We start from the raw sequence: 13,729 nt of genomic DNA on the forward strand, positions 1-13,729 counted from the left end.
TCCGCTGGCAGACTGCTCAGTTGATTATTGTTGAGGTCGAGGGATTGCAGGTTAGTGAGTTGGCCAAATTCCGCTGGCAGACTGCTCAGTTGATTGTCGCTGAGGTAGAGGGATTGCAGGTTGGTGAGTTGGCCAATTTCCGCTGGCAGACTGCTCAGTTGATTGTCGCTGAGGTGGAGGGATTGCAGGTTGGTGAGTTGGACAATTTCCGCTGGCAGACTGCTCAGTTGATTGTCGCTGAGGTAGAGGGATTGCAGGTTGGTGAGTTGGCCAATCTCCGCTGGCAGACTGCTCAGTTGATTACCGATGAGGTGGAGGGATTGCAGGTTGGTGAGTTGGCCAATTTCCGCTGGCAGACTGCTCAGTTGATTACTGTTGAGGTAGAGGGATTGCAGGTTGGTGAGTTGGCCAATTTCCGCTGGCAGACTGCTCAGTTGATTACTGCGGAGGTCGAGGGATTGCAGGTTGGTGAGTTGGCCAATTTCCGCTGGCAGACTGCTCAGTTGATTACCGATGAGGTGGAGGGATTGCAGGTTGGTGAGTTGGCCAATTTCCGGTGGCAGACTGCTCAGTTGATTTAAGGGGAGGTAGAGGGATTGCAGGTTGGTGAGTTGGACAATTTCCGGTGGCAGACTGCTCAGTTGATTACTGATGAGGTAGAGGGATTGCAGGTTGGTGAGTTGGACAATTTCCGGTGGCAGACTGCTCAGTTGATTGTCGCTGAGGTGGAGGGTTTGCAGGTTGGTGAGTTGGACAATTTCCGGTGGCAGCGTTGTTAAGCCTTTGCCAGAAAGGTCTAATTCTGTCACCTTGTCTCTGACAGCTTGTTCAATAATTTGCAGCAGTTTTTTGTTAGTCATTTCGGGTTTTACAGAGGCGATGCCTGACGACGAGTTGCTGCTTGAACGCGCAGCAGAGAAATTAAGCTAATTAATAATGTAGCCTGTATGAAGTATTGCATTCAGGCAATGTGCGTGCGATCGCAGACTCCAGATGACATCATATTTCAGGTTAGAGTATAGTTTCAAACAACATCAGTTTTAAAAATGATGTTTATACTTAGAACTCAGTAAATGAAAGCAGGTGCATAATGAAACTACAAGATTTCTTGGGAAAAAATGATAAATGGTCATTTGATGCGATCGCAGAAGATGCAGACTTGGCTCGTCAGATTCAGATATTGTTAATCGGCTTAGGTTTGCTGGAACCTCCAGCCGATGGTAACTTTGGCCCTGTTTCTGTAATATCTCTCAAAAAGTTTCAAGAATTAACAAAAACTGAAGAGAATGGTTTTTTAGGAGCAGTCACAGCCAAGAAACTAATTGAAACCAAAATAGACGATCTTCCCAAACCCCCCTTAAAACTAGGCAATGACATCGCTAGTAAGATTGTGAAATATATGCTATCCAAAGGTTATCAGGTATTTACCAATCCCAAAGAATACAACATTGTTTATGTAGAGGGCATAGATGCAGACTGGACTCTCAACAGTGACACGCCCAATCAATTTAACGATCGCCGGATTGTGATTGAAGTAGTAAATGGTATTCCCAAAATTGTCGATCACTGGGAAGCGACTACAGAACCAGGGAGGTACTACACTTATAATCCGATGAATCCCAAAGGAGCAGCTAGGATTCAGTTTGGACAATACAAAGCTTGGGCTGTTGGTATTCACGGCACAGCAGAGCCTCACGAAGCATTAGTGCAAGTTGGAGATATCACTGTTTATAGAGATTTCAACCAAGATTTTAAACGGACTGGCGACAAGCTTGATACAGGTAATGATTTTTATGTGAATCAACACTACGGCTTTGATTTTCCCCGGAATGATATTCGCCTTGCTAGCGCAGGTTGTTTAGTAGGACGTACCCGTGATGGACATAGGGAGTTTATGGCGATTGTTAAACAAGATCGTCGTTATGTCGCTAATCGCAAATATACTTTTTACACTGCTGTAATTCCTGGGGATGATTTACTCAAAACCTTTCCAGGATGAAGTAATGGTTAATTGGTAGCATTTATAAAGATAGAATCCAGGAGTCAGGAGTCAGGAGCCAGAATTCTCCAATTGAATTCTGTGTGACTGGCGGATAAATTAACGGGTTTAAGATCCCCATTAAATTGTTCGCGCAGCGTCTCTGAAAGAGAAGATTTAGTAGTCTTCAATTAGTGGCGGCTTTGAATCCCCCACTAATTGATTCTGACTCCTGAATTCTGACTCCTGAATTCTGACTTCTGAATTCTTCTTCAATGTTGTGATGCAAGATTTAGTAAGGTAGCCCAGCTGTGCTACCTTACTAAATCTAACTTTGTTCTTGTGGTTGCCCTATCTGTGCCGTCAGCTTCTCTTTATCCTGTCTGCGTTTTTTGGCGTAAAGTTGAATAGTGACTGCCATCAAGATAATCATGGCAAAAATAGCCCAAGCAGCGATATCTGTAGGTAGATTATTTTTAAACACAGCCAGCAACACGATCGCTACTAACATAACTGTCGGTGCTTCATTTAAAGCACGTAATTGCTGACTATTCCACCGACATTCATTTACTGCTAATTTCTTCATCAGCCGAGCGCAGTAATGATGATAGCCAATTAAAATTGCCACAAACAGCAGTTTAATATGCAACCAACCCTCTTTTAAAACGTCCGGTTCAGTGGTTAATAAACCGATAGCCATTGCGATCGTCACAAACATTCCTGGGTTAGTGATGATATAGTAAAGGCGCTTTTCCATAATTTGATACTGATTTTTCAGTATCGTTTGTGCAGGTTCAGGTTCAAGGTTCGCTTCAACGTGATAGATAAAAAGACGTACTAGGTAGAATAAACCAGCGAACCAAACTACAAATCCGACAATATGAAAGGCTTTAAACCATGAATAAGCCATGAATCATAATCTCCTTTACTTGTGGTTACGAACCATTTTTAATGGGAATAAAAAGGAGTCAGTAGTCAGAATTCAGAATCCAGAATATTCCACCAGTTAAAGGATGGAGTTTTAACAAGAAATAATATTTGAATTCTGCCACTCAATCTTCCATTTAGTGGACTACAGTGATAATTTTGTATCCTCCACTAATTGATTCTGATTCCTGAATTCTGAATTCTGACTCCTGAATTCTGACATTCATTTTTATAATATCGATTTTTGCCAGAGCTATATTGTCAATGAGTATCTTTACGACGTACAAAGGGTAAGAGGTCTTGCAAAATCGTCTCGTGGTAGTGTTCTTGAGGATAATGTCCGACGTTATTAAGTTTTATTAATTCAGTATTTGGTACAGAATTGGCAAAGTTTTCGGCAATGTCTACAGGTAGCCAGGGGTCAATCATACCCCATTGAATTAGAATTGGTTGTTGCCATTCTTTAAAGCCAGTTTGTATTTCTGTCATCGCTGAATCAAGTTGTAGATTGCGAATACTTGCTAAGAGACTTCGACCAGACGAAGAAGCAGTTAAAAATGGTTTTCGATAAATATCTAAATCTTTATCTCCTATGCGATAACGACTTCCACCTTCTAGTGTCCGATCGACTAATAAGGGGTCTTGGGTCATTACTTCACCTGCTAAAGGTAAACCCATTTGTTTAATTTTCCAGGGTAATTTAGCAGCAGTTGAAATTGGTGTATTTAAAATAGCTAAATTAGCAATTTGTTCTGGATGACGCAAAGCATATTGTAGTCCTACAGAACCTAAAAAGCCTTGGACAACTAAAGAAAAATGTTCAAGTTCTATGGCTTTAATAAATCCTTCTAAAGCTGTGATAAAAGCATCGGGAGTGTAAGCAAAATCTCGTTTTTCTGGTTTGGCAGAAAAGCCGTAACCAATCCAATCTGGAGCGATCGCTCTTGTACCCTGCTTCGCCAAGGCAGGTATAATATGACGCCAACTGTAACTTTGTGAAACTAAGCCGTGTAGCAACAACACAGGTGCTAAGTCACTTCTGCCGATTGGTAAAGACTCCCGATAAAACCACTCCAGTGAATCTACATTGATTTTATGTTCTGTTATTGACACGCTATTTTCCTATATTGGGCATTGGGTATTGGGTATTTGGTATTGGATATTGAGTACTGATAAGAAGAATTCAGTCCCCTACTTCCCAGTCCCCAGTCCCCAGTCCCCAGTCTCTAGTCCCTAGTCCCCAACCCCTGAGAAATTAATCATCTCACGAATCGCATAAGCTGTAGCGGGTGCTAGTAAAACGCCGTTGCGATAGTGTCCGGTAGCTAGGAGAACGTTACTAAACCCTGGTAGCTTACCAATAACTGGGGCTGGGCGTCCTTCAGGACGGGGACGTAACCCCGACCAGGTGCGGAGAATAGTTGCTGTGGCTAACTCTGGACAAAATGCGATCGCTTGTTCTCTAATCGATTCCAGCAGTTCTTGATTTGGCGGTATCTCATCGCCATTGCTAGGAAATTCCACAGTTGCGCCTATCCAATAGTCTCCACCACCCACAGGAACAATATGGACATCGTTACCCGTTATCGCTGGCTGGAAGTCGGGATTACCTAATGGATGTCCCACACGCATTTGCAAGGCTTGCCCAAGTACGGGGCGGATATCAATTATCTGATTTAATTTTGCCGTTAGTGGAGTTGAACCTAATCCTGCTGCAATTACAAACCAATCAGCAGCTATTTTTCCTTCTGTAGTCTCAAGACAATCGCAAAATTCAGATGTTGAGCTTGGGGCATCCAAAACAGTCACGCCAAATTTGAAAGTTACACCATTTTGCTGGGCAGCTTCAACTAAAGCTAAGGTGAGGGCAGTTGGATCGAGTTGGCGGTCTTGCGGAGAATAGACAGCGCCAGTAATTTTTTCACGTTCTAATTGAGGACAAACATTCTGGAGTTTAGCCGTGTCCCAAATTTCTAAATTCCAGCCTTGAGAGTGGCGAATTTTTACTAGTTTTTCCCATGCTGACATCGCCTCTAGGGAAGAATCAGACAAAAGCATGAGAATTCCCTGACGATTAAAAGGAATTTTGCGATTTGTTAAAGCTTCTAATTCAGGAATCAAGGTTTCATAGCGTTGGATGCTAGTTTGTCGCATCTGCCAAGCTTTGCCCTTGATTTTTTGGCTGATTACGCCCATCAAAACGCCAAGTGCAGCGCCTGTGGAAGCTTGTGCTGGTGGTTGGCGATCGCAAACTGTGATTTTCAGCCCTTTTATTAGACTTAGTTGGTATGCGATCGCAGCCCCAACTACACCACAACCGACAATAACTACATGACTCATTACTGTTTTTAAGCAAAGATGGGGAAGTAGCGGGACAAGGGGGAGCAACTAAATAATTTTTACTCTCCCTCATCCGCCTTTGCTCATCTTACCTTGCGCTTAACTTGCCTCTGCTTCACTGCTGGTATTAGGAAGCAGTTGGAAGAATTTGTCAATCTCTGCGAAAGCAGCTTGGGAGTTATCTAAGGCAACTTGAGGATTGCCAGCACTAGTAGCTCTATCAAGTTTAACCAGGTCGTTAAACAAATCTCGCGTTATTTCACGTGCTTTGGGTTGGTCTTTGGGTAGAAGGTTGGAAGTGACATAAGTCAGGTTCAGCCTTGCTTCTGTTATCGGCCCGTGTGTAAAGTTACGCACATTAATCCAATCACCTCTTTTTATTAGGGTCGTCAACTCTTGTGAGCGATCGCGCACAGCCTGAATTTCAGGAACATAAGCCTGAATTTTTTCAAGTTGTATTGCTGTGTAAGTCGGAGGTGCTACCGCAGCACCAGGGCCACCACAACTAATCAAGAATGTGGCCAATAGTACTAGGAAAAATGAAAAAATCGAGCGTTGACGCACCATATATTGAACTTAATTGCTTTTGGTTTACTGATTAACAGTGTCATTTTAGATCGCTAGCGCAGTTAATCGTTCTTGTCAGCCAAGGATTTTGCAGAAAATATTGATATTTTCTTCAAAGAGCAGAGTTTCATCTGCTTTTGAAGAATTTTTAAGTACAATTACTTAAGAGGTGTTTGCCAGTCCCAATCAGGAGCGATTTTTGACTTCTATTAGTAACTCAAACGTCAGTTTGACCAACCTCTTTCTCCCAGCCTGTCTCTGGGAAACGGAAAGAAAGAAGCAACGAATTCAGTTTTTTGCTTTCCTCTCCTACACAGAGAGGGGCTGGGGGAGAGGTCAAATAAGACTTGTCGAACTCACGTTAACTGATATTGTTAGGGAAATATGATTTAGAGTTGCTAAATATAAAAGGTCTTGATAAGCTGAAACACCAATCAGATAAGCCTTCTGGCGGTTTTTCTGTCTTCACATCCCCGAAGATGCCGACGCTATATAGGAGTATTTTTTAGTGAACGCAGCTGAACAGGCAACGAACCTTGAACTCGCCAGCAACATTGCCACGGTAGTTAATTTGTTCAAATTCGAGTTTCCTGATGCCAAATCCGATCTCAAACCCTGGAAAAATGACCCGGAAACTAGGGAGTTAGTCGATCCAGATTCTATAGATATTGGCTTTCACTTTCCTGGTATCAGCAAATCTTGGCGAAGTCGTAGTATTTTAATTCAAATCCGATTTTATCAAGATCCCATCAATAATTCCCGTCGGGCGATCGGTGTAGAGGTGGCTGGATTCGATCATCGCGGCGAAGCGTGGCGACTTTCTACGGTAGAAAACTGGAATGTTGTCGGCGCATCTTCGCCTTCTGGTGAAATCGAGGAGAAGCTAAAACAGATTTGCCGACAGATTTTAGAAGTTTTTAATAAACCAAGTGAATAAAATTAACTTGTGTCAGAGAAAGTAGTGAGGAATAATACAGAGGAAAGCTTTGCGTAGGCATAGCCACCCATATCACAATGACCACTGTAATATTTGTACATGGCACAGGCATTAGAGAACGAGAATACAACGAAACTTTTCAGATAATTGAGCAAAAGATTCACGCCCAACGTCCTGATATCAAAGTTTCTCCCTGTCTTTGGGGTGCATTAGGTGCGAAGTTCAATGATAATCGGGCATCAGTACCCTTGGAAGATGCGACACTGGCTTTATCTCCAGGAGAAGAAAATGCAGATATTGTACAGTGGGGGCAATTATACCGCGACCCTCTGTATGAATTACGGCTGTTGTCTTTGAAACCGATTGAAGCAGGAAATCCCTTTGGGGAAGAACCAGGGGATGTTTTACAATCTCGTGTAGCCAGTCTCACACCGACATCTCAACTGGAAGCTAAGTTGCAAGAGGCGGGAATTGCAGAGGTATTTGAGCCAGCACGAGAAGATGTTATCCACAGTGAACCGTATCATCAGGCATTGCTCACTGTTTCCGAATCTGATTTGAGTGAATATTATCCACCAATAGCTAGAGCAGTTGTGGCTCAAGCAATGTTTATTAGCGAACAGCAAGAAAAATTTCCTTTGATACTCACTGATGCCCAATTACGCGATAAAGTTGTGGAATTGCTGACTCTGGCTTTGACAGAGGCGGAGTTAGGATTGGGTGGCTGGTTATTAAAGCCACTTCTTGAATTAGCACAGCACGGCGGAACAAATTATGTCAGAGGAAACCGCCTTGAGTTAACTGATAAAGTCTCCCCTATGCCTGGTGATATTTTGTTGTATCAGACGCGGGGTGAAAAAATCAGGGCGTTTATCCAGCAACAAATTACCCAAGCAGAACCGCCAGTGGTTTTAATCGCCCATAGTTTGGGAGGTATCGCTTGTGTAGATTTGCTAGTGCAGCAGCAGTTGTCTCAGGTGGAATTATTGGTAACAGTTGGTTCCCAAGCACCTTTTTTATATGAGATTAACGCCCTCTACAGCTTAGAATATGGGCAGTTATTGCCAGAGCATTTCCCTCAATGGTTGAATATCTACGATTTACGGGATTTTCTCAGTTACGTGGGTAATAGAATTTTCCCTGAGCGTGTGCAGGATGTGGTAGTAGATAGTAAACAACCATTTCCCCGTTCTCACGGAGCTTATTGGACAAATGCCAAAACCTGGGAGGCGATTATTCCGAGGTTGCCATAATGGTTTACCCCACCCTAACCCTCCCCTTGTAAAGGGGAGGGAACAAGATTTCTTTATCTCCCCCCTTTATAAGGGGGGATTAAGGGGGGTGATTCAAGTGTGTACACCCTAGATTCCCTGCTAGGGAAGGGGATTAGGGGATTAGGGGGTTAGGTCATTTTCCATAGGAGGTGAGAAACCAAATCATCATGCAGTTGACGGCTAAACCTGAGCAGACATTTGGGTTAATTGTGGGTATTGAAAAGTACCACGAATCTGCTTGGAATGTGACGGGTGGGGGCCAGCCAATGACGCGCTGAAATTTGCTTATTGGCTGCATCGGCGCGGTGTACCGAGGGAGAATATCCGGTTATGTTTATCAGCGCTGGAAGAAAATCATCAGTTAATTGGGGAATGTGGGTTAACTGTAGAGTTAGCAACTGAGCAAAATATCTCCGACATTGTGACTAACTTTTTATCCCCAAAGTTGGGGGATTTACTCTACATTTTTTGGGCAGGACATGGTTTGATTACCTCAGAACGAGAGCGTCGGTTGCTTTGTGCTGATGCAAATAAACAGAATTGGCAGAATTTAGATTTGAATTCTTTATTAGTTTTGTTGGGTTCCGATAAATTTCAGATTCGTAATCATATTTGTATTATTGATGCCTGTGCCAATTATGTTTTAGAGTCGAAGGGAAGACCAACTAACTTAGGTGGCAAAGCTTTTTTGAGTGGACAGCCACATAAAGATAGTCAACAATTTGTGTTACTGGCTACGCGGGAAGGAGAAAAAGCTGAGGTAAATTCTGACAACAAAACAGGATACTTTTCTAAAGCGGTGAGAGAGGCTTTTGCTAAAGCTAATGGGACTTTTCCGCCGGATATGAGGGAAGTTACTGAGGCAGTTAAGCAGCGATTTAATAGTTTAGATAAAAAACAACTGCCGACTTATTTTTATTCCCGCAGTTGGGATGGAGATATTGAAAAATCTCATTTCAACCCGTTTAATATCCCGCATAATATCCAACAAAGTCAAGCTCGTGAATTTGTTGGAAGGGATGAGCAAATAGAACAATTGCGCCAGCTATTACAAGCAAATGATATTGTGGCAATTACCGATATGACTGAGAAAGGTGGGGTGGGTAAAACAGAGTTAGCCATTCAATACTCATGGCAATTTTTAGAAGATTACCCCGGTGGGTGTTGTTGGTTAAATCCCCAAGGAATTAATATAAGAAAACAACTACTAGATTTTGCGATCTTATATATTCCAAATTTTACGATTCCTTATGAATTAAGCAGAGCTAATAGACTGAACTATTGCTGGCGGAATTGGCAACGTAACCAGGTATTATTAGTATTTGATGATGTTAAAGACTGGATGCAAATTCAAGCTTATTTACCACCCAGAGGTTCTCAATTTAAGGTGTTAATTACCACTAGACAAAACACAGGGTTAATATATCCATCGTTAAAATTAGGTGCATTGTCACCAGATGGAGCCTTAAAATTGTTAACAACCCTGTTAGGAAAAGATTGGGTTGAGAGAGAATTAGAGTTTGCTAAGAAACTCTGTGATTTTGTAGGTTGTATACCCATTGGAATTTATCAAATAGCAGCACAATACCGAGAGCAAACGAAAGGATCATGCTAGCAGATATCCTTGCACGGCTACAGCAATTATCAGCATCAACAGGCGAGTCTGGTGTAGTAGCAGCCTTTGAGTTGAATTGGCAGTGCTTAGAACCAGAAGCACAAAAATTAGCTTGTCTATTAAGTTTGTTTACTTTGGCTCCTATTCCTTGGTCTTTAGTAGAATCAACAGCGATTTCTAGCCATTTGGAATTTGACCTTAAAGCTAACTGTACAGTTCTAGTTGAGCGTTATCTGCTGCAAAAATTAGCCGATGATACTTACCAAGTTCACGATTGTATTCAAGAATTACTGCGCCAGAAGTTAGAAGATTTGGCTGAAGGTAATGAACTTAAGCGTGGATTTTGTCAAACAATGGTAGCTGTGGCGCGGAAGATTCCTCAGAGACTCACACAGATAGAAATTGAGCAAGTAACCTTTGCCATCCCTCACGTTGCAGAAATTACCACAGCTTATCAAGATTGGATCAGCAATCAAGAGTTAATTTCGGCTCTTGTTGGCTTAGGTAGATTTTACCAAGGACAAGAGGCTGGTGAGCAAGTTTTCACTTGGTACGAGCAAGTTTTACCTTGGTATGAACAAAGTTTATTAGTCACAAAAGAACGCTTTGGAGAATCACACCTCAATGTGGCACACAGCTTAAACAATTTGGCATTACTTTACGACTCCCAAGGACACTACAGAAAAGCCGAACCTTTGTTTATTCAAGCATTGGAGATGAAAAGACACCTGTTGGGAGAATCTCACCCGGATGTGGCACAAAGCTTAAATAATTTGGCATTACTCTACCGAACTCTGGGACGCTACAGCGAAGCTGAACTTTTGTTCATCCAAGCTTTGGAAATCAGAAAACACCTGCTGAGGAAATTAAACTCCAATGTGGCAAATAGTTTGAACAATTTGGCAGGACTCTACCGTTTGCAGGGACGCTACAGCGAAGCCGAACCTTTATTCATCCAAGCTTTGGATATTAAAAAACGCCTACTGGGGGATGAACACTCGGATGTGGCAAACAGTCTGAACAATTTGGCAGGACTCTACCGAACTCTGGGACGCTACAAAGAAGCAAAACCTTTGTTCATCAAAGCTTTGGAGATAAGAAAACGCCTACTGGGTGAATCTCACCCGGATGTAGCACAAAGCCAGAATGATTTGGCATTACTCTACCGTTCCTTAGCACGCTACAGAGAAGCGGAAACCTTGTTCATCAAAGCTTTAGATACCAGAAGACGCCTGTTGGGAGAATCTCACCCAGATGTGGCACAAAGCCTGAACAATTTGGCATTCCTTTACTCTTCTCTGGGACATTACAGCGAAACGGAACTTTTGTTCATTCAAGCTTTGGAAATGAGAAAACGCCTGCTGGGAGAATCTCACCCAGATGTGGCACAAAACTTGAACAATTTGGCATTTGTCTACTCCTGTCTGGGACATTACAGAAAAGCTGAACTTTTGTTCATCAAAGCCTTGGAGATGACAAGACGCCTATTGGGGGAATCTCACCCGGATGTGGCACAAAGCTTAAACAATTTGGCAGGACTTTACCGTTTAGAGAAACGCTACAACGAAGCTGAACCTTTGTTCATCAAAGCGTTGGAAATGAGAAAACACCTGCTGGGGGAATCTCACCCGGATGTGGCAATTAGCTTGAACAATTTGGCTGCATTCTACTGTTCACAGGGAAGGTTCAGCTTCGCTTTACCTTTGTACATTCAAGCTTTAGAGATTGCTGAATGGCAGCTAGGAGAAAATCATCCCAATACAATAACCTTCCGTGAGAATCTAAAATACTTGCGGCGGAATCGTCAGCCTTGATTCAGGAGAATGGTTGCTTTTGTCTCCCGTTGGTTTCAGTAATTTAGGTAATCTGCATCGGCTGCATTACCCGCCGGGGATTCAAATCCCAGTCTAATAGGTAGGCAAGATAATTAATTACACAATGCGATCGCAAATGCAGTGAAGCAAAATAAAGCGATCGCAACGCCTAAAACTACTTCTCTACGATATGCTTTGCGAAGGGTGCGATCGCAATAACTGTAAATATTTTTATTTCTCTACTTAGTGAGCCTTTGAACTCCATTAATGAGTCTTTAAAGTCCATTAATGAGTCTTTGAACTCCATTCCCGATTTAAAGCGGATGCAAACTCATATCAAATCCCCGATTTATTGAAGAAGTCGGGGATCTAAATCTAGCTGAAGTACGTAACTCAGCATCCAGATTTTCGGTGCGTTAGCCTACGGCATAACACACCCTACGAAACTACCAGTTACCTACAAGTTGAGCAGTTGCAGCAAACATTGAAGGATCGATTGAAATGCCTAACCCCTCAGCGACACGACGGCCATAAGAAATATCTGCCCGGAAGAAGTGGCAAAGTTGGCGCATTTGGATATCCTGTCTCGCTTCAGAGAGACTGCCAACGATATTATCAGCAAGACGCTCTTGCTGCTCAGGAGTCATTAACCGATACAGATTACCTGCTTGGGTGTAATCGTCGTTTCCTTCACGATGACTGTAACGATCGACTGTAACATCGCCCAAATGAGTAGGTGGTTCTGCATAAGCTGGATTTTCTTTGGGCGTACCCTCAGTACTATTCGGTTCATAGTTAGGAGCGCTACCGTGGTTGTTCCCCGGAGCCATAAAGCCATCTCGCTGATAATGCATCACTGGACATTTGGGCTGGTTGACAGGTAGTTGCTGATAGTTACCACCCAAGCGATACCGTTGAGCATCTGGGTAAGAAAAGATGCGAGCTTGCAGCATTTTGTCTGGAGAGAAACTAACACCCCCGACCACTGCACTAGGGCTAAAAGCGGCTTGCTCAACTTCGGCGAAATAATTCTCAGGGTTCCGATTTAGCTCTAATATCCCGACTTCGATTAAAGGATAATCTGAGTGCTTCCAAACTTTGGTTAAGTCAAAGGGATTATCTGGATGTTTGGCTGCTTGCTCCTCAGTCATTACCTGAATAGACATCCGCCATTTGGGATAATCTCCTTGAGCGATCGCTTCAAATAAATCGTGAGTTGCATGATCTGGATCTTCGCCCTTAATCATAGCCGATTCATCCTCAGTCAAGGTTTGATGCCCTTGCAGAGTCTTAAAGTGAAATTTGCACCAAACGCGATCGCCTTCAGCATTAATCAAACTGAAGGTGTGGCTACCAAAGCCGTCCATGTGTCGATGGTTTTTCGGAATTCCCCGATCTGAAAACAGAATCGTCACCTGGTGAAGCGATTCTGGACTGAGTGACCAGAAATCCCACCTTGCATTATGGTCTTTGCAATTGGTTTGGGGATTGCGCTTTTGGGTATGGATGAAATCAGGAAACTTCAAAGGGTCGCGGATGAAGAAAACAGGGGTATTGTTACCTACAAGATCCCAGTTACCCTCCTCAGTATAAAACTTGAGGGAAAAACCTCTAGGGTCGCGCTCCGCATCTGCTGAACCCCTTTCTCCCCCGACTGTAGAAAAGCGCAAGAGAAGTTCCGTTTTCTTGCCAATTTCAGAAAAAAGTTTGGCTTTGCTGTAACGGCTGATGTCATTGGTAATAGTCAAAGTACCGTGAGCAGCTGCACCTTTAGCGTGGACAACTCTCTCAGGAATACGTTCTCTGTTGAAATGAGCCAGCTTTTCTAAGAGATGAAAATCTTGTATTAATAAAGGCCCGCGCGATCCAGCCGTGAGCGAGTTCTGATTATCGCCAACAGGAATACCGTCAGCAGTTGTCAATTTTTGGTGTTCAGTCATGGATTAGAAGCTCTCCATTAAGTTACTCAGATTGGCCACAGTACATTTTAATCAGTAGATAAACAGATATTCACTGATAGAACAAACTAATTCATAGTCATAACGAGTTTATATAGTAATCATACTCGATATGATTATGAATTACAAGATAATAATTTTTTATTTTTGAGAGTAAAAAAATTTGCAACAAACAAATCGGCTGTAGGGACGCACAAATACCTATGCGCCCCTACCAATGAGTGTGTAAGCTGTTAGGCAGCTAGATTGTATAATAAGAGATTAAATAATTAATTTAGTATCAGCCACTTATGCCAGCCAAAAATCACCTTTCTGAAGA

11 protein-coding genes are annotated in these 13,729 nt (G+C 42.7%); 5 read left to right on the forward strand and 6 right to left on the reverse strand.

Going from position 1 to position 13,729, the window contains the following annotated elements:
* On the reverse strand, positions 1 to 860 hold an 860-nt coding region (locus V7K79_RS05055), incomplete at its 3' end, for a leucine-rich repeat domain-containing protein (RefSeq protein WP_335045289.1).
* 230 nt (positions 861 to 1,090) lie between these two features.
* Between V7K79_RS05055 and V7K79_RS05060 the strand changes: the two genes are divergently transcribed.
* The gene (locus tag V7K79_RS05060; RefSeq protein ID WP_335045291.1) at positions 1,091 to 1,999 is read left to right on the forward strand and encodes a peptidoglycan-binding protein; all 909 of its coding nucleotides are present in this window, start codon (positions 1,091 to 1,093) and stop codon (positions 1,997 to 1,999) included.
* A gap of 307 nt (positions 2,000 to 2,306) precedes the next feature.
* On the opposite strand, the gene hemJ is transcribed toward V7K79_RS05060, so the two are convergent.
* From hemJ to psbQ, 4 genes are all read right to left on the reverse strand, one after another.
* The gene (gene hemJ, locus V7K79_RS05065; protein ID WP_335045292.1) at positions 2,307 to 2,888 is read right to left on the reverse strand and encodes a protoporphyrinogen oxidase HemJ; all 582 of its coding nucleotides are present in this window, start codon (positions 2,886 to 2,888) and stop codon (positions 2,307 to 2,309) included.
* Positions 2,889 to 3,166: 278 nt separating this feature from the next.
* Entirely contained in the window at positions 3,167 to 4,018 is an 852-nt protein-coding gene (locus V7K79_RS05070) for an alpha/beta fold hydrolase (protein ID WP_335045294.1), read from the reverse strand.
* Positions 4,019 to 4,138: 120 nt separating this feature from the next.
* Complete coding sequence (locus tag V7K79_RS05075) at positions 4,139 to 5,245, reverse strand: NAD(P)/FAD-dependent oxidoreductase (protein ID WP_335045296.1); 1,107 nt, start codon at positions 5,243 to 5,245, stop codon at positions 4,139 to 4,141.
* 99 nt (positions 5,246 to 5,344) lie between these two features.
* On the reverse strand, positions 5,345 to 5,812 hold the full coding sequence (psbQ, locus tag V7K79_RS05080) for a photosystem II protein PsbQ (protein WP_335045297.1): 468 nt from the start codon (positions 5,810 to 5,812) through the stop codon (positions 5,345 to 5,347).
* A 508-nt stretch (positions 5,813 to 6,320) separates the two neighbouring features.
* On the opposite strand from psbQ, the gene V7K79_RS05085 reads away from it, so the two are divergent.
* The 4 genes from V7K79_RS05085 (at position 6,321) to V7K79_RS05100 (ending at position 11,452) form a co-directional block, all read left to right on the forward strand.
* A complete protein-coding gene (locus tag V7K79_RS05085) occupies positions 6,321 to 6,749 on the forward strand; it encodes a hypothetical protein (protein ID WP_335045299.1) in 429 nt (142 codons plus the stop codon).
* A gap of 77 nt (positions 6,750 to 6,826) precedes the next feature.
* Positions 6,827 to 8,002, forward strand: coding sequence for a hypothetical protein (locus V7K79_RS05090; RefSeq protein ID WP_335045301.1), 1,176 nt, complete (start codon positions 6,827 to 6,829; stop codon positions 8,000 to 8,002).
* Between the two features lie 259 nt (positions 8,003 to 8,261).
* Positions 8,262 to 9,638 carry an NB-ARC domain-containing protein gene (locus V7K79_RS05095; protein ID WP_335045303.1) on the forward strand — a complete coding sequence of 459 codons (1,377 nt, stop codon included), beginning with the start codon at positions 8,262 to 8,264 and terminating at the stop codon, positions 9,636 to 9,638.
* Positions 9,632 to 11,452 carry a tetratricopeptide repeat protein gene (locus tag V7K79_RS05100; protein WP_335045305.1) on the forward strand — a complete coding sequence of 607 codons (1,821 nt, stop codon included), beginning with the start codon at positions 9,632 to 9,634 and terminating at the stop codon, positions 11,450 to 11,452. Before V7K79_RS05095 ends, V7K79_RS05100 begins: the two co-directional genes overlap by 7 nt.
* Before the next feature lie 446 nt (positions 11,453 to 11,898).
* Here V7K79_RS05100 and V7K79_RS05105 read toward each other — a convergent pair whose 3' ends face one another.
* Positions 11,899 to 13,392, reverse strand: a complete 1,494-nt coding sequence (locus tag V7K79_RS05105) for a catalase (RefSeq protein WP_335045306.1) — start codon at positions 13,390 to 13,392, stop codon at positions 11,899 to 11,901.
* Positions 13,393 to 13,729 lie beyond the last annotated feature (337 nt).

Origin of the sequence: Nostoc sp. (assembly GCF_036917575.1) — a bacterium.
Taxonomy (GTDB): Bacteria; Cyanobacteriota; Cyanobacteriia; order Cyanobacteriales; family Nostocaceae; genus Nostoc.